The sequence below is a fragment of the Sphingomonas metalli genome (assembly GCF_014641735.1).
GTDB lineage: Bacteria > Pseudomonadota > Alphaproteobacteria > Sphingomonadales > Sphingomonadaceae > Sphingomonas > Sphingomonas metalli.
In genome coordinates, this window is the sequence record NZ_BMIH01000002.1 from 554,888 (window position 1) to 574,684 (window position 19,797).

Annotated in this window: 19 protein-coding genes and 1 pseudogene; 2 read left to right on the forward strand and 18 right to left on the reverse strand. The window is 70.4% G+C overall.

The features are described from left to right. Positions 1 to 39 precede the first annotated feature (39 nt). Positions 40 to 1,068, forward strand: a complete 1,029-nt coding sequence (locus IEX18_RS08745; RefSeq protein WP_188658327.1) for an endonuclease/exonuclease/phosphatase family protein — start codon at positions 40 to 42, stop codon at positions 1,066 to 1,068. A 133-nt stretch (positions 1,069 to 1,201) separates the two neighbouring features. On the opposite strand, the gene aqpZ is transcribed toward IEX18_RS08745, so the two are convergent. Beyond that, positions 1,202 to 2,011 (reverse strand): aquaporin Z, encoded by an 810-nt coding sequence (aqpZ, locus tag IEX18_RS08750; RefSeq protein ID WP_188658328.1) that lies wholly within the window; start codon positions 2,009 to 2,011, stop codon positions 1,202 to 1,204. A 179-nt stretch (positions 2,012 to 2,190) separates the two neighbouring features. Here aqpZ and IEX18_RS08755 point away from each other — a divergent pair, with 179 nt between their 5' ends. Beyond that, positions 2,191 to 3,003 carry a shikimate 5-dehydrogenase gene (locus IEX18_RS08755; RefSeq protein ID WP_188658329.1) on the forward strand — a complete coding sequence of 271 codons (813 nt, stop codon included), beginning with the start codon at positions 2,191 to 2,193 and terminating at the stop codon, positions 3,001 to 3,003. A gap of 39 nt (positions 3,004 to 3,042) precedes the next feature. Here the strand turns inward: IEX18_RS08755 and IEX18_RS08760 are convergent, their stop codons facing one another. From IEX18_RS08760 to IEX18_RS08835, 17 genes and pseudogenes are all read right to left on the reverse strand, one after another. Continuing rightward, a complete protein-coding gene (locus tag IEX18_RS08760; protein ID WP_188658330.1) occupies positions 3,043 to 3,411 on the reverse strand; it encodes a response regulator in 369 nt (122 codons plus the stop codon). Positions 3,412 to 3,430: 19 nt separating this feature from the next. Continuing rightward, the gene (locus IEX18_RS08765) at positions 3,431 to 3,694 is read right to left on the reverse strand and encodes a hypothetical protein (RefSeq protein ID WP_188658331.1); all 264 of its coding nucleotides are present in this window, start codon (positions 3,692 to 3,694) and stop codon (positions 3,431 to 3,433) included. Then, the gene (locus IEX18_RS08770) at positions 3,694 to 5,229 is read right to left on the reverse strand and encodes a chemotaxis protein CheA (protein WP_188658332.1); all 1,536 of its coding nucleotides are present in this window, start codon (positions 5,227 to 5,229) and stop codon (positions 3,694 to 3,696) included. The genes IEX18_RS08765 and IEX18_RS08770 overlap by 1 nt, the downstream gene beginning before the upstream one ends. After that, positions 5,226 to 5,624 carry a response regulator gene (locus tag IEX18_RS08775; protein WP_188658333.1) on the reverse strand — a complete coding sequence of 133 codons (399 nt, stop codon included), beginning with the start codon at positions 5,622 to 5,624 and terminating at the stop codon, positions 5,226 to 5,228. Before IEX18_RS08775 ends, IEX18_RS08770 begins: the two co-directional genes overlap by 4 nt. Next, positions 5,617 to 6,489: a CheR family methyltransferase gene (locus tag IEX18_RS08780; RefSeq protein WP_188658334.1), complete on the reverse strand. Its 873-nt coding sequence runs from the start codon at positions 6,487 to 6,489 to the stop codon at positions 5,617 to 5,619. The genes IEX18_RS08775 and IEX18_RS08780 overlap by 8 nt, the downstream gene beginning before the upstream one ends. Continuing rightward, positions 6,483 to 7,100 carry a HEAT repeat domain-containing protein gene (locus IEX18_RS08785; protein WP_188658335.1) on the reverse strand — a complete coding sequence of 206 codons (618 nt, stop codon included), beginning with the start codon at positions 7,098 to 7,100 and terminating at the stop codon, positions 6,483 to 6,485. The genes IEX18_RS08780 and IEX18_RS08785 overlap by 7 nt, the downstream gene beginning before the upstream one ends. A 16-nt stretch (positions 7,101 to 7,116) precedes the next feature. Then, positions 7,117 to 8,247: a chemotaxis-specific protein-glutamate methyltransferase CheB gene (cheB, locus tag IEX18_RS08790; protein WP_188658336.1), complete on the reverse strand. Its 1,131-nt coding sequence runs from the start codon at positions 8,245 to 8,247 to the stop codon at positions 7,117 to 7,119. Between the two features lie 14 nt (positions 8,248 to 8,261). After that, positions 8,262 to 9,305, reverse strand: a complete 1,044-nt coding sequence (locus tag IEX18_RS08795) for a chemotaxis protein CheW (protein WP_229664459.1) — start codon at positions 9,303 to 9,305, stop codon at positions 8,262 to 8,264. A gap of 53 nt (positions 9,306 to 9,358) precedes the next feature. Next, positions 9,359 to 9,532 (reverse strand): annotated as a pseudogene (locus tag IEX18_RS18860) (hypothetical protein); the annotation flags it as partial. 33 nt (positions 9,533 to 9,565) lie between these two features. Next, positions 9,566 to 11,491, reverse strand: a complete 1,926-nt coding sequence (locus IEX18_RS08800) for a methyl-accepting chemotaxis protein (RefSeq protein WP_188658337.1) — start codon at positions 11,489 to 11,491, stop codon at positions 9,566 to 9,568. Between the two features lie 253 nt (positions 11,492 to 11,744). Beyond that, positions 11,745 to 12,668, reverse strand: a complete 924-nt coding sequence (locus tag IEX18_RS08805) for a CE1 family esterase (protein WP_229664460.1) — start codon at positions 12,666 to 12,668, stop codon at positions 11,745 to 11,747. A 25-nt stretch (positions 12,669 to 12,693) separates the two neighbouring features. Further along, entirely contained in the window at positions 12,694 to 13,701 is a 1,008-nt protein-coding gene (locus IEX18_RS08810) for a zinc-dependent alcohol dehydrogenase family protein (RefSeq protein WP_188658338.1), read from the reverse strand. A gap of 113 nt (positions 13,702 to 13,814) precedes the next feature. Beyond that, positions 13,815 to 15,527: a hypothetical protein gene (locus IEX18_RS08815; protein ID WP_229664461.1), complete on the reverse strand. Its 1,713-nt coding sequence runs from the start codon at positions 15,525 to 15,527 to the stop codon at positions 13,815 to 13,817. 19 nt (positions 15,528 to 15,546) lie between these two features. Then, a complete protein-coding gene (locus IEX18_RS08820) occupies positions 15,547 to 16,620 on the reverse strand; it encodes a protein-glutamate methylesterase/protein-glutamine glutaminase (RefSeq protein ID WP_188658340.1) in 1,074 nt (357 codons plus the stop codon). A 3-nt stretch (positions 16,621 to 16,623) separates the two neighbouring features. Then, positions 16,624 to 17,475: a CheR family methyltransferase gene (locus IEX18_RS08825; RefSeq protein ID WP_229664462.1), complete on the reverse strand. Its 852-nt coding sequence runs from the start codon at positions 17,473 to 17,475 to the stop codon at positions 16,624 to 16,626. Between the two features lie 34 nt (positions 17,476 to 17,509). Further along, positions 17,510 to 17,989, reverse strand: a complete 480-nt coding sequence (locus IEX18_RS08830) for a chemotaxis protein CheW (RefSeq protein WP_188658342.1) — start codon at positions 17,987 to 17,989, stop codon at positions 17,510 to 17,512. Next, on the reverse strand, positions 17,986 to 19,794 hold the full coding sequence (locus IEX18_RS08835; protein WP_188658343.1) for a methyl-accepting chemotaxis protein: 1,809 nt from the start codon (positions 19,792 to 19,794) through the stop codon (positions 17,986 to 17,988). Before IEX18_RS08835 ends, IEX18_RS08830 begins: the two co-directional genes overlap by 4 nt. Between the last annotated feature and the right edge of the window lie 3 nt (positions 19,795 to 19,797).

The following is a 19,797-nucleotide window of genomic DNA, read 5'->3' on the forward strand; positions in this document are numbered from 1 at the left end:
GGCCGCGTATCGTCTCATGGTCGGGTGGAGGGATCGATCATGTCTCTGTTTGCACGGGCGGCTATTCTGTGCGCGGCATCGGTTCTGCTGGCGTCGCAGACCGCGGGTAATGGTGTTCTGGCGCGCGCGCCGGCGATGACGGGCATGGCGCGGACGGCCGACGGGCTGACCGTGATGACCTATAACGTGAAGGGGCTGCCCTGGCCGATCGCCGCCGGGCGCGGCGCGGCGCTGGCGCAGATCGGACGGCAGCTGCGCCAGATGCGGCTCGACGGCACGGCGCCCGACATCGTCGTGCTGCAGGAGGCGTTCACCGACGACGCCCGCGCGATGATCGCCGCCACCGGCTACCGGCATGTCGCGCTGGGCGCGGGCGCCGATGCCGCGCCGGACGCGCCTGTCACCCCTGCGGACCGGGCCTTCGCCGCCGACGCGCGCTGGAGCGCGGGCGAGACGGAGGGCAAGGTGCTGGGCAGCGGCCTTGCCATCCTGTCCGACCTGCCGATCCGCGACGTGCGGCGGCTGAGCTTTCCGGCCTTCGACTGCGCCGGCTATGACTGCCTCGCCGCCAAGGGAGCGATGATCGCCGCCGTGCAGCTGCCGGGCGGGCGCGGCGCGGTCGACATCGTCACCGCCCACCTCAACAGTCGCGGCGCATCCGGGGTCGACATCGCCCGCGCCGACGCCGCCTGGGATCGCCAGCTCGGCCGGCTGGGCGCCTTCATCGCCGCCGCACACGATCCGAACCGCCCGATGATCGTCAGCGGCGACATGAACGTCGGCCCCGTCCTGCCGCGACGTACCCGCTTCGATGCGGCGGCGCAGCGCTGGGACGATGGCGAGCCCGGCCGCGACGCGCTGCGCGAGATCGCCCCGACCGGACGCCTCAACGCGGACGCGCAATGGTCGCTGATGCGCGCACGCGACTGGCAGATCCATTATGACGGCACGCGCATCGGACTGGCGGCGCAGGCGATCGCCACCCCGTTCGGCCGCGATGCGGAGGGCGACATGCTGTCCGACCATGTCGGCTATGCCGCCACCTACAGGATCGAGTCGTTGCGGTAGGGCCGGACGCGAGGTTCACCCATTCCCGACCGTTTGCCCTGAGCGACGTCGAAGGGCCTGCGACTCACCTGTGCTTCGACTTCGCTCGGCACGAACGGGGCAGGGTGATCTCAGCCCGCCCAGGAACGGCGGGTCACCGCCCCGCCCGCTCCCCTTCCACCATCAGCTCGACCGGCATGTCGCCGATCGGGCCGGGCGACTGTTCGGCGGCCTCGTGCGCGAACAGCCAGCGACCGATCAGTCCGGCCGCCGCCGCGCCCGCGATCGGCGCGACCCAGAACAGCCAGAGCTGCGACAGCGCCCAGCCGCCCACGAGCAGCGCCGGCCCGGTGCTGCGCGCCGGATTGACCGAGGTGTTGGTGATCGGGATCGAGACGAGGTGGATCAGGGTGAGCGCCAGTCCGATCGCCAGCGGCGCGAAGGGGGTCGGCGAGCGCTCGTCGGTCGCGCCCAGGATCACGGCCAGAAAGGCCGCGGTCAGCAGCGCCTCCGCCACGAAGGCGCTGGCGAGGCCGTAGCCGCCGGGCGAGTGCGCGCCATATCCATTGGCCGCCAGCCCGCTCTGCACCAGATCGAAGCCGGGCTGCCCCGCGGCGAGCAGCGCCACCGCCGCCGCGCCGAGCGCGCCGCCGACCAGCTGCGCGCCGATATAGCCGGGCAGGTCGCGGACCGGGAACCGGCCGGCCACCGCCAGCCCGACGCTCACGGCCGGGTTGAAGTGGCCGCCCGAGATGAAGCCGACCGCGAAGGCCATGGTGAACACCGTCAGGCCGAACGCCAGTGCGACCCCGAGCAGGCCGATCGTCCCGGGCACCGCCGCGCCCGCCGACAGGACCGCCGCCCCGCATCCGCCGAGCACGAGCCAGAAGGTGCCGATCGTCTCGGCCGCGAGGCGGCGGGCCGCCGCGGCGGGGCGTGGTCGGGGGGTGGCGGCGATGGCCATGCGAGATTCTCCGTTGCACGTTGGGCGAAACGGCAAAGCTAACCTCGATCAGGATGATGCGTTCCTGGTAGCTTTGCGCCGGCAGACGGGTGCGTTTGCATCATCGCGGCTGCGGCGGAGAGGGGTGCCGCACGCAGGAGCGGTTTGAACTCAAGGCCGCCAGCCTCTAGCGAGAGGCGATGACCATGAAGCCCCCGATCGGTCGCGACACGCGGCTGTGCATGTCGCTGTCGGCGCGCCCCGGCAATTTCGGATCGCGCTTCCACAACCGGCTCTACGAGCTGCGCGGGCTGGACTATGTCTACAAGTCGTTCAGCACGCGCGATCTGCCCGGCGCGGTCGGCGGGATCCGGGCGCTGGCGATCCGCGGCTGCGCGATCTCCATGCCGTTCAAGGAGGCGGTGATCCCGCTGCTCGACGGGCTGGCGGGGTCCGCCGCGGCGATCGACAGCGTCAACACCATCGTCAACGACGATGGCGTGCTGACCGGCTACAATACCGACTATGCGGCGGTGGTGGCGCTGATCGCCGATATCGATCCGGCGACGCGCTTCGTCCTGCGCGGATCGGGCGGGATGGCGAAGGCGGTGGCCGCCGCCCTGCGCGACTCCGGCTTCCGCGACGGCACCATCGTCGCGCGCAATGCCGGGGCCGGACAGGCGCTCGCCGCGCTCTACGGCTTCGGCTGGGCGGCGGCGGTGACCGAGGGCGCGCCGCTGCTGATCAACGTCACCCCGATCGGCATGACCGGCGGCAACGAGGACGAACTGCCCTTCTCCGCCGACGCGATCGCCGCCTGCGACATCGCCTTCGACGTGGTGCAGTACCCGCCTGAGACCCGCTTCCTCCAGGCCGCCCGGGCGGCGGGCAAGCGCGTCATCACCGGCACCGAGGTCGCGACGCTCCAGGCGCTGGAGCAGTTCATCCTCTATACGGGTGTCCGTCCGACGGCGGCGGAGGTGGCGCAGGCGGCGGAATTCGCCAGGGGTTGACGCGCGGCTCCTCGGTTCCGTCGGGCAGGACGAAGCGGGTCATGGCACCAGCTTCCTGACCAGCGCGACGAGCTTGTCGGCATCGAACGGCTTGACCAGCCAGCCGGTCGCGCCGGCGGACTTGGCCATCTGGCGCATATCCTCCTGCGATTCCGTCGTCAGCAGCACGATCGGGGTGAAGCCCATGCCCGGCAGGCCGCGCACCGCCTTGACCAGGTCGATGCCGCTCATGCCACCCATGTTGAGGTCGGTCAGGATCATCCGCGGCTTCAAGCCGGCCTGTACCTTCGCCAGCGCATCCTCGCCGCTCGACGCCTCCTTGACGTCGAGCCCGGTCGGCTTGAGCGCGATCGCAACGCTCATCAGCATCGAGGGGGAGTCGTCTACGATCAGGATGGGGTCAGCCACGGTCGGTCTCTCAGATGGGTCAGGCAGAAGTTTGGGCGGCGGCGGCCGGCGCGACCGGATCGGTCGCCATCAGGCCGGCGAGCAGCGGATCGGCGGGCAGGCTGGCGATCCTGGGCCGCAGCGCCAGGACCACCTGCAACAGCGCACCGTGCATGCCGGTGCATTTCGCCATGGCCAGCTTCGCGCGCGGATTGGCGCGCAGGAAGTTGGCGAGGTCCAGCGCCTCCTCGACCGCGCAGCGCCCTTCGCAATGCGCCATCGTGCGGGTGTAGCGGATCGCCATCACAACAGCTCCTTCAGATCGAGGACGAGGAGGACGCGCCCGTCGCCGAGCAGGGTCGTGCCGCAATAGCCGCTCACCTCGGCGAGCAGCCCGGTCATCGGCTTCAGGATCACGTCCATGCCCTCGCGGAAATCGTCGATGACGAGGCCGACGGTGCGCCCCTCGAAGCGGCAGACCAGCACCGCCTCGCCGCGCTCGCGGTCGACCGCGGCGGGACGCCCGCCGAGCAGCGCGGTCATCCGCACCAACGGCACCACCTCGTCGCGCAGCACGAAGACCTCGCGATGCTTGATCCGCTGGATGACGGAGGGGTCGAGCCGCGTCGTCTGGACGACATGATCGATCGGGATGCCATAGAGGCTGCCGCCGATCTCGACGACCATCACCCGCGTCACCGCCATGCTGAGCGGCAGCGACAGGCGCGTGACCGTCCCCTGCCCCAGTTGCGAGCTGACCGAGACGCGCCCGCCCAGCTTCTGGACGGTGCTGAGCACCACATCCATGCCGACGCCGCGGCCCGACAGGTCCGAAATCTCCGCCGCGGTCGAAAAGCCGGGGCGGTAGATCAGGTTGATCGCCTCCTGGTCCGACAGGCCATCGGCCTGTTCGCGGGTGACGAGGCCCTTGTCGACCGCGGCCTTGCGGATGCGGACGGGATCGATGCCGCGCCCGTCATCGGCGATCTCGATCACCACGCAGTCATTGTCCTGCCAGGCGCGCAGGCGCAGCGTCGCGGCGGCGGGCTTGCCGGCGGCGGTGCGCGTCGCCGGCTCCTCGATGCCATGGTCGAGCGAGTTGCGGACGATATGGAGGAGCGGATCGCCCAGCGCCTCGACGATCGTCTTGTCGGCGGCGGTGTCGGCGCCCTCCATCACGAGCTCGACCTGCTTGTCGAGCCGGCGGGCGATGTCGCGGACGAGGCGCGGGAAGCGGTCGAACACCTCCGCGACGGGGAGCATCGCCGCCAGGGGATCGGTGCCGGTGTAGAAACACCCCTCTTCGGGCGTGTAGCGGACGACGAGGATCGCCTCCCCCGCCCGCGCCCGATCCAGCAGGGCGGTGCGGTGCGGCTCGGCGAAGCCGGTCAGCCACGCGGCCGGCGCGGGTTCCAGCACCGCGTCGACGACGACCGGCGCGGCGCTTTCCGCGCCGCCCAGCCGCGCACGCAGCGCGCCGGCATGCTGGCTGGCGATCCGGTCGGCATCGCCCGCCAGCGTGCCGTCGCGGTCGAGCTGGTCGATGAAACCACCCACCTGGTCGAGGCTGTCGAGAAGCAGGTCGACCAGATTGGAATCGAGCGCCAGTGCACCGGTGCGGACCTGCGACAGCACATCCTCGCCGGCATGGACCAGCCGGGTCAGCGCCGGCGTATCGAACAGGCCGGACGAGCCTTTCAGCGTATGGACCGCGCGGAACACCTCGTTGATCGCGGTCGCGTCGGTCGGATTGCGTTCGAGCGTCAGCAGGCCCGACGCCGACGCCTGCAACAACTCGCGCGCCTCCTGGACGAAGCGCTCGAGGAGGACGGTGTTCATCGCACCGCCTCGACGCCCGTCAGCATTTGCGCCGTCTCGGTCAGCTGCACCGGATCAGCGGGCTTGACCATGTAGAGGTTGGCGCCGGCGCGATAGGCGCGGTCGGCGTCCTGGCCGCCGGCCTCGGTGCTGATGGTGATGACCGGGATCTCGTGCAGCGCAGGGTCGATCCGCACCTGCGTGATCATCTCGTAGCCGTCCATCTTGGGCATGTTGACGTCGACGATCAGGAGGTCGAATTCCCCCATCAGGGCGCGTTCCAGCCCCTCGACGCCGTTCACCGCCTCCTCGACGGCGAAGCCGGCGCCCTCCAGCACCTCGCGATAATAGAGGCGCGTGGTCATGCCGTCGTCGACCACCAGGACGCGCTTGCCGTTGTTATGGGGCTTAGTCATTGTCCAAGGGCCTTTGATAGAGGATGGTCGCGCCGAACTTGCGGGGCCGGAACATGGAGGAGATGCGGCTCATGCTCTCCGAATGGCCGAGGCAGATGTAGCCGCCGGGGCGCAGGCTGTCGTAGAGCGCCTCGACCGCCTGCCGCCGCGAGCTGTCGTCGAAGTAGATCAGCATGTTGCGGCAGAAGATCACGTCGAGGTTGCGGAATCTCCGCATCGCGAACGTGTCGGCGATGTTGACGACCGAGAAGTCGATCGAGCCGCGCAGCTCCGGCCGGATGCGGAAGCTGTCGCCGGAGGCGGCGAAGTACCGCGTCTTCAGCGTCGGCGACAGGCGGTGCAGCGAGCGCGCGCTGTACAGGCCCGCCTTCGCCTCCGCGATCACCCGGCTGTCGATGTCCGATGCCAGGATCTCGACGGCATGTTCGTCCGCCTGGGGCCAGTTCTCCAGGATCTGCATCGCGATCGAATAGGGCTCCTCCCCGGTCGAGCAGGGCATCGACCAGATGCGGATCGGATCGCTGGGCGCGCGCGTCCTCGCGATCTCGGGCAGCAGATGGCGCACCAGCGCCTCGAACTGGTAATCCTCGCGATAGAAGTAGGTCTCGTTGACCGTCATCGCGTTGACGAGATTCTGCATCTCCTCGCCCGAGGACTGGAAGCGGACCAGCGTGAAATAGTCGCGGAAGGTCGCGCTCTTGGTCGCGGCCAGCCGCTCCAGCAAACGGCGCTCGACGAAATAGGTCTTGTTGTCGCCGAACATGATGCCGGTCTTGCGATAGAAGAATTCGCAGAAGCGGGCGTAATCCTCGGGCGGAATGGCCGGCGCGGCGCGGGCCGGTGCGGTGGCGGCGGCGCTCAGCATCCCCGGATCCTGCGTGCGGCGACACCGGCGGCGAAGGCGATGAAGCGGTGGCCGGGAAAGCGGCCGGGCACCGCGTCGAGCGCATCGGCGGCATCGGGACCGCCGATCTCGGCCAGTCCGTCGATCGCGGCGCCGCAGACGTTGACGTGGTCGTCGGAGAGCGCCGCCAGCAGCCATTCGCCGGCGCGGACATGGGGCAGCACGCCCAGCAGGTTGGCGGCGAAGATGCGCACGTCGCTGTCGGGATCGGCGAGCAGCGCCTCGATATGCGGGGCCACCTCGTCCGGCATCTCGGCCAGTCCCTCGATCGCGGCGTTGCGCAGCGCCGGATCCTCGCTGCGCAGCAGCGGCAGCAGCGCCGCGGCGATCGCGGGCGAGCGGTGGCGGATCAGCGCGGCGAGGATCGCCTCGCGCACGCTCGCCGCCGTCTCGTCGGGCAGGCGGCGGCAGAGCGCGGCCTGCCCCTCTACGCTGTCCTCCAGCCGACGCACGGCGGCGCGGCGTTCGGATGCGGTCGGCGCGGCGAGCAGCGCGTCGGCGTCGCCCGGCCGCGTGATGACGGGCGCCAGGTCTTCCTCCGGGCCGGAATGGCGGGCCTTGATGAGCGGCATGGACGTCCCTTTTCGATTATGACGCGCGGGCGAGCGACGCCGGATTGAGCCATTTGGCGATCTGGCCGGCGATGGCGCCGGTCGGCAGCACCACCGATGCGCCGCCGCGGCGGATGAGTTCGTTGGGCATGCCGAAGACGGCGCAGCTGTCCTCGTTCTGCGCGATGGTGCGCGCGCCCTGACGCTTCAGCTGCGCCATCGCTTCCGCCCCATCGTCGCCCATGCCGGTCAGCTGCACGCACAGGATGCGTGCGGGCGGCACATGCTCGCCCGCGCTGTCGGCCAGGCGGGTGACGCTGGGATGCCAGGCATGCGCCTCGCTGGCGGGGACGGAGGCGAGGTGCAGCGCCTTGCCGCGCCGGACGACCAGCATGTCGGCATCGCCGCGCGCGATGTAGATGTTGCCCGGCGCGAGCGTCGCCTGGCCGGTCACTTCCTGCACCGCGAGCGCGCAGAGCTTGTCGAGCCGCCGGGCGAAGACGCCGGTGAAGCTGCGCGGCATATGCTGCGCGATCGCCACCGGCCAGGGCAGCGTCGCGGGCAGCGCCGGCAGGATCTGCTCGAGCACGTGCGGCCCCCCGGTCGAGACGCCGATCACCACCAGCCCCGGCGGGTCGCCTGCCGCGGCAGTCGCTACGCGCCCGCCCGCCGGCCGCGACGGCACGGACACGGGGACGGGCGCTGCCGCGCGGAACCGCGACGGGGCGACGGGGAGCGGGCTGACAGTGCCCGGTTTCGCTCCCCGCCGACCCGCCTTGGCCGCCATGCGGACCTTGGTGATCAGTTCCTCGGCGACCCGATCCAGCGACAGCGAGATCGTGCCCCCCGGCTTCTGCACATAATCGAGCGCGCCCAGGCTCAGCGCCTGCAGCGTCGCCTCCGCCCCCGCCTCGGTGATCGAGGAGACCATGATCACCGGCCGCGGACTGCCCACCATGATGCGGGCGAGGCAGGTGATGCCGTCCATCTCGGGCATGTTGACGTCGAGGGTGACGACATGCGGGTCGAAGCGGTCGACCAGCGCCAGCGCCTCCTCGCCGTTGCGCGCGGCCTGGACCTCCAGGTCCTTCTGGCCTTGCAGCAGCTGGACGAGATGGCGCCGCATCAGCGCCGAATCGTCCACCACCAGAACGCGGATCGCGGGCATCGAGCCTTTGCTCCTCAGGCCGCGAGCCGGTCTTCGATGGCCGACAGCGCCACCTCTTCCTCGGCATCGACCAGGCAGCCGATGTCGAGCAGCAGGATCATCCGCCGCTGGTCGTGAAGGTTGGCGACGCCCTGCACCACCCTGCCGCGCTCGCCCGACAGTTCGGGGGCGGGCGAGATGGCGAGCGTGGCGATGCGCCGCACCTCGGACACGCTGTCGACGATGAAGCCGGTGTCGCGGCCCTCGATCGTGAAGACCATGATCCGCTGGCGGTCCGACCGCTCGATCTCGGCGAGGCCGAAGCGGCGGCGCTGGTCGATCACCGGCAGCACCGTGCCGCGCAGGTTGATCACGCCCTCGACGAAATCGGGGGTGCGCGGCACGCGGGTCAGCTGCTCGGGCACGCGGACGATCTCGCGCACCGATTCGACCGGCACGCCATATTCCTCGTCCATGAGGCGGAAGACGACGAACTGCGCGTCGTCGGCAAGGGCGTCGATCACGACCGTTTCCTCCTGTTGGGCGGCATCCTGCGCGCCGTCGCCGCCGCGCATCGTGCGCAGCTCTTCCACGTCAAGCATCCCGTCCGCGGCGAGGACCGAGACCAGCCGCCGCCCGTCGTCGAGGCGGCAGATGGCGCGGATGTCGCCCTGCCCGCCCGACTGGCCGAGCGTGGTCGGCACCGGCTCCACCAGCGCGCGGTTCACCCGCAGCACCGCCTTCACCATGTCCATCACCACGCCGACCGACACGCGGCCCCGATCGCCGTCGCCGACCGAGACGACGACGACCTTGTTCGCGTCCGACAGCGCCTGGTCATGCAGGCCGAACAGCGCGCGTAGCGAGACGAGCGGCAGGATGCGGCTGCGCAGCGTGGTGACGCCGAGCACATGGGCGGGCGCGTTCGGCACCGGCGTGATCGCCTCCGGCAGCTGGACGATTTCCTGCACGTCGCCGATCGGAAACGCATATTCCTGCCCGTCGACCAGGAAGGAGACGAGCTGGTCCTCGTCCGCCACCTCGACCGCATCCTCGCGATCGCTGCCGGCGAAGGGCACCGCCTCCCCCGCGCTACCCGCAGGCCCAGCAACGCGGCCGGGCTGAGCGGCATCCGCACCACGTCGGGCACGCGGATGATCTCCTTCACCTCGGCCAGCGGCACGGCGAACATCTCGCCGGCGCTGTGGAAGATCACGAACTGGCGGCTGGCGTCGCGCTCGCGTGCGTCCGGGCTCCGCGCGGCGGCCGGATCGGCCGCCGTCGCGGATGTCAGTCTCTTGGCCATGAGCGCAAATCCTCTCGCGCTGGAGGGATGGGATCAGGCGGCCTGCAGTTCGTCGGCGAGCGAGGCGATCTCCTCGATCGCGGCGGCGAGCTGCTCGGCGCCCTGCGCCTGCTCGCGCGCGGCACCGCTCGCCTCGTTCGACGTATGGGTCGCCTGCTGGGCCGCGGCCGAGATCTGCTCGATCGCGGTCTGCGTCTCCTGGAGCAGCCGGGCGATGTCCGCCGCCGCGCCCGCGATCGCGCTGTTGCCGCCGACCACCTCGGCCACGTCCCTGGCGATCTGGTCGAGCCCGGTCGCGATGGCGCGGTTCTTCTCGACCTCGACCGAAGCGGCGTCGGCGATCTCCTGCAGGTCGCCGCGCACGCGCGCGATCGTGTCCTGGATCTCCTTCACCGTGTCCTTGATCCGGTCGGCATTCTCTGCCGAATCGCGCGCCAGGTTGCGGATGTCGGTCGACACCACCGCAAAGCCCTTGCCGAACTCACCCGCGCGGGCCGCCTCGACCGAGCCGCTGACGGCCAGCATGTTGGTCTGGATCGACACGGTGGTGATCGCGTCGACGATCTTGTCGATGCGGCGGCTGACCTGTTCCAGCGCGGCGATCTGGTCGCGGCTGCTGCGCCCGGCGTCGACCGACCGGGCGACGCCGCTCATCAGCGCTTCGACCAGCGCCTTGTTCTCGGCCAGCCGCGCGGCGATCGCATTGCCCTTTTCGACGGCGCCGGTCGCGAGCCTCGCGGCGGCCTGCGCATTGCCCTCGATCTGGTTGATCGCGGCGGCCGACTGCTGGGTCGCGGCCGAGGCCTGCTGCGCGCCGCGGTTGATCTGCTCCAACGCGGTCGAGATCTGGGTGGAGGCGCGGTTGATCTCCTCGACCGCACTCGACAGTTCCTCGGCGGCGGAGGCGACTTCCTCGGCGCTCTTGCCGATATTGGTGCTGTTCTTCAGCTCCTCGGCCAGTTCCGACAGCTCCTGCGCGGCCTGCTCGCACTGCTGGAGCGCGGCGGACTGCTGCTCGATCGTCGTGTTGGATTCCTGGCAGGCGGCGCCCTGCTCCTCGGCGGCGGTGGCGATCACCTCGGCCCCCTTCAGCGCCTCGTTGGCGGCGACGGTGGCGGTCTCGGCACCGGCCGCGATCTCCTCGCAGCCCTTCATGATCTCGATCATGTCGGTGCGGATCTGCTCCAGCCCGGCGGTGACGGCGGTGCCCTTCTCCACCTCGTTGCGGGCGCTGGTGGCGGACTGGTCGATGCCCTCGGCGACCTGCTTCACGTCCTGCTGGACCTGAAGGATCAGCTCCTGGATGTCGCGGGCCGACTTCTCGCTGGTCTCGGCCAGGGTGCGGACCTCGTCGGCGACGACCGCGAAGCCCTTGCCGTGCTGGCCGGCACGGGCCGCCTCGATCGCGGCGTTGAGCGCGAGCAGGTTGGTCTGGTCGGCGATCCGCGCGACCGCCTTCACCACCTCGCCGATACCGGCGGCCTGTCGGTCGAGCTCCTCGACCATCTTGACCGAGCTTTCCTGCCGCTCCGACGCGCGCGAGATGGCGCTGATCGAGCCGGCGACATCGACGCCGGTGTTGCCGATCAGGTCCGACAGCGCCTGGGTCAGCTTCAGCGAGGCGTCGGCGCGCTCCTTGGCGTCGCGGAGCAGGCCGTCGGCCTGGGAGATCGACTTCATCGTCTGTTGCGCCGCGCTCGACGCCTGTTCGGCGCCGACGCTGATTTGCTCGGACGATTTGCGCAGCTCCTCCGCCGCGGAGCTGGCCTCGACGATCCCGCTCGACAGCTCGGTGGTGGCAGAGGCGATCCGCTCGGCCGCCTTTTGCTGGCGCGCGAAGGTCCGCGCCTTGCGCTTCTCGGCCTCGGCGGTGACGCGGACGGTGCGGGACGCGGTGACGACGGTCGCATCCTCGTCCTGGCGCGGACTCCCGATCGCCGTCCGCTTCGCAAGTGCCATGTTCCATTCCCCCAACAGAAGATCCGTGTTGGGGATCATCTTGGGTAAGCCGGCCTCTCGAGGAGGTTAATCGGCCGGGAACTTCGATGTCTTCTCGTCAATGCGGCAAATCTATGCTTTTGATATTACGATCTTCTTCGGGTTCCCTAGAATTATGCGGACAAAGTTGCTTGATCTTTAGTATTGCAGAGCGGCTATCGACTTAGCACATTCTTGCATAGCGAGCGCGATTGTCCCGCCGCGCCGGGTGCCGTCAGCGCCGGTGGCGTCGCAGGAACGCCCACATGACGTCATTGTCCGCGACCCAGCTGTGCCCGGCGCCCTCGACGATTCGGCCGGTCACCGACGCATCGCCCCGGCAGCGGTCATAGCGCTCCTCATAGGCGTTCGGCGCGACCCGTTCCGTCACCGGCACAGCGGTACAGCCGTTGAGCGCGGCCCAGCGCCGTTCGGCGGCATGCATGGAATATTGCCAATAGGATGCGCCCCCACCCGCGATCGGATTGGTCGTGTCCCGGTCGCCGGCAAAGGCGATGACCGGCATCGGCCTGGCGGGGCGGCAGGTGGCGGGATCGGGTCGCTGCGGGTCGGTGGCGAGCGGACGGCCGGCGCGCAGGCCCACGACCGGCGCGATCGCCGCGAACCGGTCCGCGGCGACGCAGCCCAGCCACGAGGTCATCCGCCCGCCGCCCGACAATCCGGTGGCATAGACGCGGGTGCGATCGACACAGCCCTCGCCCACCATCCGGTCGATCAGACCGGTCAGGAAGGCGACGTCGTCGGGATCGCCCGGTCCCGGCACCCGACCCGACACGGTCGGTACGCCGGGAATGTTCCAGACATAGCCGCGCTCGTGCCGGATCCCGGCATCGGGCGCGACGACCCGGAACCCGTGCCGCGCCGCCGCTTCCGCCAGCCGCGAGTCGCGCAGCATCTCCGCGCCGGTGGCGCCGCTGCCGTGGAGCAGCAGCACCAGCGGCGCGCGGGCGCCGTCGGCGAGCGCGGCCGGGCGGAAGACGGCAAGGCCGCGTCCGCCCTCGGTCAGCGTCACCGTCTGCCCCGCGCCGCCCGCCGTGCAGAGCGGCGCGGCGGCGGCCGGAGCGATGCCGAGGGCGAGGAAGAGGAGGAGCGCGAGCAGGCGGATCATGCCGGCCAGCATCGGCGGGCGCACGGCCATCGTCAAATGCACCGGCGCGACGCCGCTACCATGCGATGCCGACCTTGCCGAAATGCGCGCCCTTTTCCTGCCAGGCGAAGGCCTCGGCCAGCGCCTCCAGCGGAAAGCGACGGTCGACCACGGGGCGGATGCCGGTGGTCTCGAGCGCGCGGACGAAGTCCTGCTGGTGCCGGCGGCTGCCGACGATCAGTCCCTGCAACCGCGCCTGCTTGGCCATCAGCGCGGCGGTCGGCACCTCGCCGCTGCCGCCGGTCAGCACGCCGATCAGCGAGATGTGGCCGCCGATCCGGACCGCCTCGATCGACTGGGCGAGCGTGCCCGGTCCGCCGACCTCGACGACATGGTCGACGCCCCGCCCCTCAGCCCAGTCGGCGATCGACCGGCCCCAGTCCGGCGTCTCGCGATAGTTGAGCGCGAAGTCCGCACCCATCTCCCGGGCACGCGCCAGCTTCTCGTCCGACGAGGAGGTGATCGCGACGCGCGCGCCCATTGCCTTGGCGATCTGCAACGCCCAGATCGAGACGCCGCCGGTGCCGAGCAGCAGCACGCGATCCCCCGCCTTGAGTGCCCCGTCGACGACCAGCGCGCGCCACGCGGTCAGCCCCGCGGTGGTGATCGTCGCCGCCTCGACCGCATCATAGCCCCGGGGGGCGAGGGTGAAGGCGGTGGCGGGCAGCACGACATGTTCCTGCGCGAAACCGTCGATGCCGTCTCCGGGCGTGCGCGCGAAGTCGCCGATCGCGGGCGGCCCGTCGGCCCAGTCGGGGAAGAAGCAGGAGACGACCATGTCGCCGGGGCGGAACGCCTCGACTCCCTCGCCGACGCTTTCGACCAGCCCGGCACCGTCCGCGAGCGGAATGCGCCCGTCCGCGCTCGGCATCCGGCCGGTGACGACGCCGAGATCGTGATAGTTGAGCGAGCTGCCGTGCAGCGCCACCCGGATCATTCCCGGCCCGGGCTGGCCGGGATCCGGCCGCTCCGCCGGCCGCAGATTGCCAAGCCCTGCCGGCGCCCCGAGCACCATCGCCTTCATCGCACCACCTCTTCGTATCGAGCCGGTGCAACGCGTTCATTCGCCAATGTTTTCCGTGATGGTCGGGATTATCGGGACGACACTGCCCGGCCCGGCCTCCGCGAACCCCGCCGTCAGAACAGCCCGTCGTCGTCCTCGTCGAAGGTCACGGTCGCGACCGGTGGCCGGGTCATGCCGGGCAGGAGGAACAGCGCATGGACCTCGCGCTCGCGCGCCATGGTGTAGAGCCCGGCTGCCCAGGGCAGGAGTTCGCGCAGCGCCGTCTCGTCGACTTCGCCCGGCAGTGCGGCGGCGGACGAGCCCGGCGCCAGTCCCTCGGCATGCAGCGCCAGGGTGCGGGCGCCCAGCGCCAGCGTCTCGGCGAAGCTCCGCTGCTTCTCAAGGTCGCCCGCGCTCGACACGAGCGACACGACGATCCGGCGCGCGTCCTCGCCGCCCTTCGCCACCGCCGCGTTCGCGCTCTCGCAGGCACCATGGACCACCGCCAGCGCCTCGTCGAGGATCAGCGCGCTGTCGACGCCGGAGCCGTCCTGCACCAGGTCGATCGCCGCCAATGCGCCGATCAGCCGCGCGACATTGGTGCTCAGCGTGTCGAGCTGGCTGGCGCAGGGGGCGACCTCCTTCGCGATCACCGCGACGGCGTTGCCGATCACGCCGTGGCGCCGGCACAGCAGCCGGGTGTTGGTCGAAATGTCCTGTACGTCCACCGCGATCCGCTGGATGCGCCCCAGCCCCTGGGTGAGGTCGGCCAGCGTCCGCGTGACGAAGCCGGTCAGCGAGGCGAGCTGGCGGTCTGCCTGCGAAAGCTGCTGGGTCACGTCGTCCAGCTTGGCGATGTCGCTCTCCAGCCGGGTCAGGATCTGCGCATCCTCGCCGCCCGCATGCGATTCGAGCAAACGGAGCAGCTGGTCGGCGAGCGGTCCCAGCCGGTTGAGCGAGTCGATCACCGCGCCCACCTCGGTCGCGAAGTCGCCGCCGATCGTATCGAGCTGCGCCGCGACCAGCCGCACCATGTGCGCCGCCGCCCCCGGCGGCACCGCCGGCACTGCCGGATCGGTCGAACCCGGCGCGACCCGGCGCAGGATCGCGACGCAATGCTCGACGCGTTGGCGCACGCTGTCGCCGATCTGGATCGCGCCCAGGATGCGGGCCACCTCGCCCTGCACGGTGCGCATGATGCCGCCGGTGTCTCCGGCGATCTGCAGCACCGTCTCGACATGCGCCTGGAGCGCGTTGGCGTTGCGCGTCAGGTCGGCCGGCGCGGTCGCACCGACGCGGGCGCATTCCTGCGCCAGCATCCGGTCCGCCTTGCGCACGTCGCCGACCACGCGGCCGAACTGCTCCAGCTCGCGCTCGATATGGCGCACCTCGCGACTGCCGCTCGCCAGCTTGCTTTCCATGCCGACGACGAAATCGAAGAAGCTCGCCTCGCCCGACGAGGCGATCTTGATGTTCATCCCGTAGATGCCGAGCAGGTGCAGGATCGCGCTGACGTCGGCGAGCAGCGCGCTCAACTCGCGAGCCCGGCCCGTCAGCGTCTCGATCTCGATCGCGCGGCGCTGCTGGATCAGCGGCAGGGTGCTGAGCCGGTGCGCCGCCTGGCGCAGCCGCGACACGGCGAGGCCGGCGGTCTCGGGCGCCATCGAACGCTGGATGTCCTCCAGCCCGCGTGCCATCTGGTCGATCGTTCCGATCGAGGCGGCGAGCGTCTCGCCCACCGCGCGGAAGGTCGCCTCGAGCCCGCCGACTTCGGCATCGAGGTGACCGGCAAGGTCGACGGCCTGCACGATGGCGGTCTCGTCTGCATCTATCTTGGCCATCAGCATGGTCGTGGTCCTTTACGCTTCAGCGGTTTGCGGCTTGCAGCAGTTCGCGCGCGACGCTGCCCAGCGGGATGATCCGGTCGGCCGCGCCGCGCGCGATCGCCTCCTTGGGCATGCCGAACACGATCGAGCTCGCCTCGTCCTGGGCGAAGGTGCGCGCGCCCGCCTGCTTCATCTCGAGCAGGCCGCGCGCGCCGTCGTCGCCCATGCCGGTCAGGATGAATCCCACCGCATTGGCCCCGGCGTTGCGCGCGGCGGAGCGGAACAGCACGTCGACGGAGGGACGATGGCGCGACACCAGCGGCCCCTCGCGCACCGAGACGACATAGCGCGCGCCCTGCCGCTCCAGCATCGTGTGGCGCAGTCCGCCCGGTGCGATCAGCGCGCGGCCGCGCATTACCGTGTCGCCGTCTTCGGCCTCCTTGACGTCGATCGCGCACAGACCGTCGAGCCGGCGGGCGAAGGCGCGGGTGAAGCTTTCGGGCATGTGCTGGACGATGACGATGCCGGGCGCGTTGGCGGGCAGCGCCTCCAGCACCTCGCGCAGCGCCTCGGTCCCGCCGGTCGAGGCGCCGATGCACACCACCATCTCGGTCGTGCGGCTCATCGCCTTGCCGGTCGGCGGGGGCAGCACGGCGTCGGCGGTCAGCTTCTGCTGCACCGAACCGGGCCGGGCCGTGCGCCGTGCGCCCAGCCGCGCCCGTGCCGCGCCCTTGATCGTCTCGCGGATCATCAGATGCGCCTCGACCAGGTGGTCGGCGACGCCGATCCGCGTCTTCAGGATCACGTCCACCGCGCCCGCCTCCAGCGCCTGGAGCAGCGTCTCCGATCCTTCCTCGACCAGCGAGGAGCACATCACCACCGGCACCGGGCACTGGCTCATCAGCTTGCGCAGGAAGGTGATGCCGTCCATCCGCGGCATCTCGACGTCGAGCGTGATGACGTCGGGCAGCTCGTCCTGAATGTAGCGCGCAGCGGCGAAGGGGTCGGCGGCGGCGGCGATCACCTCGATCTCCGGATCGGCCGCCAGGATCTGGGTCATCGCCTGGCGGACGCTGGCGCTGTCGTCGATCACGAGGACACGGGTCTTCTTCATGGATCAGGTCCGCCGGAACACGGTGTTCGCCACCGGAGCGAGAGCAAGGTCGAAACCGGCGATCGATTCCGAGTGGCCGAGGAACAGCAGCCCGCCGGGGCGCAGGCACGCCACCAGCCGGCGCACGACCGCCTCCTGCGTCGGCTTGTCGAAATAGATCAGGACGTTGCGGCAGAAGATGATGTCCATCGGGTCGCCGACGGGATAGCGCTCGTCCATGAGGTTCAGCCGGGCGAAGCCGATCGCGGCGCGCAGTTCGGGCACGATCCGCGCTTCGGCCCGGCGCGGGTCCGCCGCCCGCATCGTGTAGCGGGCGCGCAGCTGCGCGGGCACCGGATCGAGCATCGCGACGGGAAACACGCCACGCCGCGCGATCTTCAGGACCTCGGTGTCGAGATCGGTCGCGAGGATGCCGAAGTCGGGGCCACCCTGATCCCGGGCGAAGGCATCGAGCAGCATCGCCAGCGTATAGGGCTCCGCCCCGGTCGAGCAGGCGGCGCTCCACACCCTCAGCCGCGTGGCACCCTCGCGCTTCAGCCGCGGCAACAGCTCGCCGGTCAGATAGTCGAAATGCTTGGGCTCGCGGAAGAAGTCGGTCTTGTTGGTGGTGACGACGTTGAGCAGATGCTCGTTCTCCGCCGCCAGATTGTCGCCGTCGAACAGCCAGGCGCAATAGTCGCGGATGCTGGCATGGCCGAGCGCGCGCACGCGCCGGCGGAGCCGCCCCTCGATCATCGTGATCTTCTGCGCGGGCAGCCGGATCCCCGCCGCCTTGTAGATATAGGCGGCCAGCCGCTCGAAGTCGCGCGGTGCCAGCGTGTCGGTCTCGAGGGGCGCGATGGCGAGGTTGCTCAACGGCTCGGTCCTTGGTCTCGGGAGCGCATGGCGGTCAGGCCGCGGCGCGCAGCGCGGTGAGCTCGGCATCGGCGCCGAAGATGCGGGCAAGGTCGAGCAGCGCGACGAAGTCGGCGTTCCGCCGCAGCATCGCCCGGATATGCTCCGACCGCCAACGCCCGCCGATGTCGGGAGAGTCCTCGATCGCCTCGGCGGCGAAGGTGCTGACGTCCAGCACCCGGTCGACCACCAGACCCAGCGACAGGCCGTCGCCGTCGGCGGAGGGCACGTCGACCACCAGGATCCGCGTCGTCACCGTCGCGTCCTCGGCCGGCAGGCCCAGCCGCACGCGCAGGTCGACCATCGGCACCGAACTGCCGCGCACGTCGGTCAGCCCGAGGAACCAGCCGGGTGCACTGGGCACCCGGTAGGCGGTCCGGTGGTCGAGGATCTCGCGTACCGCGGCGACTGGGAGCGCGAACTCCTCCGCGCCGAGGCCGAAGACGACGACCTGGATGTCCTGATCGCGCGTCATGCCGCCCGTCCGAAATCGGCATCCTCGCCGTCGGGCCCGCCATTGGTCAGGTCGAGCGCGAAGCCGCGGACGCGCGCCTGCTGGTCGGCGACCGAATGGGGCTTGGCGATCGGCTTGCCCTTCGCCTTGGCAGGCGCCGCAGCCGCCGGCCTGGCGGCGGACTTGCGCGCGGGCGCCCGCGTCGCCGGGCGGCTGCCATTCTCGACCCGGAAGAAGGCGATGCTCTCCTGCAGCTCCTCGGCCTGGCCGGCGAGCTCCTCGGACGTGGCGCTGATCTGCTCGGACGCGCCGGCATTCTGCTGCGTGACCTTGTCGAGCTGCTGGATCGCCTCGTTGATCTGCATCGCGCCGATGTCCTGCTCGCGGCACGCGGCGCTGATCTCGGCGACCAGTTCGGCGGTGCGGCGGATATCGGGCACCAGCTTGGTCAGCATCTCGCCCGCTTGCGTGGCCGCGCTGACCGTGTCGGACGACATGCCGCTGATCTCGGCCGCGGCGGTCTGGCTGCGCTCGGCCAGCTTGCGCACCTCGGCCGCCACCACCGCGAAGCCGCGGCCGTGTTCGCCGGCCCGCGCCGCCTCGACCGCGGCGTTCAGCGCGAGCAGGTCGGTCTGGCGCGCGATCTCCTGCACGATCCCGATCTTCTCGGCGATCGTCCGCATCGCCACGACCGCCTTCTGGACCGCCGCACCGCTGACTTCGGCGTCCTGCGACGACTGGCGCGCGATCTTCTCGGTCTGGGTGGCGTTGTCGGCATTCTGTTTGATGTTGGCGGCCATCTGCTCCATCGACGCAGAGGCCTCCTCCGCCGCCGCGGCCTGCTCGGTCGCGCCCTGCGAGACCTGCTCGGACGAGGAGGACAGCTGCTGGCTGCCGCTCGCGACGTTCTGCGCCGCGACGGTCGCGTCGCCCACGACCCCGCGCAGCCGCTCGACCATCGAGACGAGCGCGTGGCCCAGCTTGTCCTTGTCCGACAGCGGCGTGTGATCGACGGTCAGTTCGCCGCCAGCGATCGTGTCGGCCAGCTGGGCACTCCGGCGCAGGCTGGCGGTCATCCGGTTCACCGTGTCGACCAGATCCTTGATCTCGTCGTTGGAGGTCACCGTGACGTCCTGGTCGAGGTCGCCGATCGCGACCGCATCGATCGCCACGCCGACCCGCTTCAGTCCGCGCGAGACCAGCAGCGAGATCCACAGCGCGCCGCCGACGGCGATGAGCAGGGCGACGACGCCCGCCGAGACCAGGACCGACCGGCTCGACGCATAGAGCTCGTTGGTCTGCTCGTCCGTTTCCGACATCGCCTTCTTCTGGATGTCGCTCAGCGCCGTGATGTCGCCCTGGAACTTGTCCATCAGCTTCATCTGGTTCTCGTTCGACAGCTTCATCGCTTCGTCGTTGTGGTTGGTGAAGCCCAGCTCACGGATGTGGTCGAAGGTCGGCTTCAGCTCGCCCCAGGTCCGCTGGACCGCCTCCCAGGCCGACTTGTCGCGATCGGTCGCCGCGGCGATGCCGCTCGCCATCAGCTTCTCCATTTCCGACACCTCGTTGAGGACGCGATCGTTATAGGTCCGCATCAGGCTGGCGTCGGTGTTGAGGATCAGCGACTGCTGGTCGGCGAGCGACTGGCTTTGCAGCGTGTCGATCGCCTGCGCGGTCGACAGTCGCTTGGCCGGGCCGTTGATCACCTCGGTGATGGCGTTGTTGAGCGTGTTGAGCCGCGTGACCCCGATGCCGACCACCGCCAGGAGCAGGATGACGACGATCGAGAAGGTGGCTGCCAATTTTACCTTGATGGTGGCGCGCATGAT

Bases quoted from the DNA above. Each gene is read 5' to 3' on its own strand.
- IEX18_RS08745 (WP_188658327.1), top strand. From the start codon at position 40: ATGTCTCTGTTTGCACGGGCGGCTATTCTGTGCGCGGCATCGGTTCTG.
- aqpZ (WP_188658328.1), bottom strand. From the start codon at position 2,011: ATGGCCATCGCCGCCACCCCCCGACCACGCCCCGCCGCGGCGGCCCGC.
- IEX18_RS08755 (WP_188658329.1), top strand. From the start codon at position 2,191: ATGACCATGAAGCCCCCGATCGGTCGCGACACGCGGCTGTGCATGTCG.
- IEX18_RS08765 (WP_188658331.1), bottom strand. From the start codon at position 3,694: ATGGCGATCCGCTACACCCGCACGATGGCGCATTGCGAAGGGCGCTGC.
- IEX18_RS08770 (WP_188658332.1), bottom strand. From the start codon at position 5,229: ATGAACACCGTCCTCCTCGAGCGCTTCGTCCAGGAGGCGCGCGAGTTG.
- IEX18_RS08775 (WP_188658333.1), bottom strand. From the start codon at position 5,624: ATGACTAAGCCCCATAACAACGGCAAGCGCGTCCTGGTGGTCGACGAC.
- IEX18_RS08780 (WP_188658334.1), bottom strand. From the start codon at position 6,489: ATGCTGAGCGCCGCCGCCACCGCACCGGCCCGCGCCGCGCCGGCCATT.
- IEX18_RS08785 (WP_188658335.1), bottom strand. From the start codon at position 7,100: ATGCCGCTCATCAAGGCCCGCCATTCCGGCCCGGAGGAAGACCTGGCG.
- cheB (WP_188658336.1), bottom strand. From the start codon at position 8,247: ATGCCCGCGATCCGCGTTCTGGTGGTGGACGATTCGGCGCTGATGCGG.
- IEX18_RS08800 (WP_188658337.1), bottom strand. From the start codon at position 11,491: ATGGCACTTGCGAAGCGGACGGCGATCGGGAGTCCGCGCCAGGACGAG.
- IEX18_RS08805 (WP_229664460.1), bottom strand. From the start codon at position 12,668: ATGGCCGTGCGCCCGCCGATGCTGGCCGGCATGATCCGCCTGCTCGCG.
- IEX18_RS08810 (WP_188658338.1), bottom strand. From the start codon at position 13,701: ATGAAGGCGATGGTGCTCGGGGCGCCGGCAGGGCTTGGCAATCTGCGG.
- IEX18_RS08815 (WP_229664461.1), bottom strand. From the start codon at position 15,527: ATGCTGATGGCCAAGATAGATGCAGACGAGACCGCCATCGTGCAGGCC.
- IEX18_RS08820 (WP_188658340.1), bottom strand. From the start codon at position 16,620: ATGAAGAAGACCCGTGTCCTCGTGATCGACGACAGCGCCAGCGTCCGC.
- IEX18_RS08830 (WP_188658342.1), bottom strand. From the start codon at position 17,989: ATGACGCGCGATCAGGACATCCAGGTCGTCGTCTTCGGCCTCGGCGCG.
- IEX18_RS08835 (WP_188658343.1), bottom strand. From the start codon at position 19,794: ATGCGCGCCACCATCAAGGTAAAATTGGCAGCCACCTTCTCGATCGTC.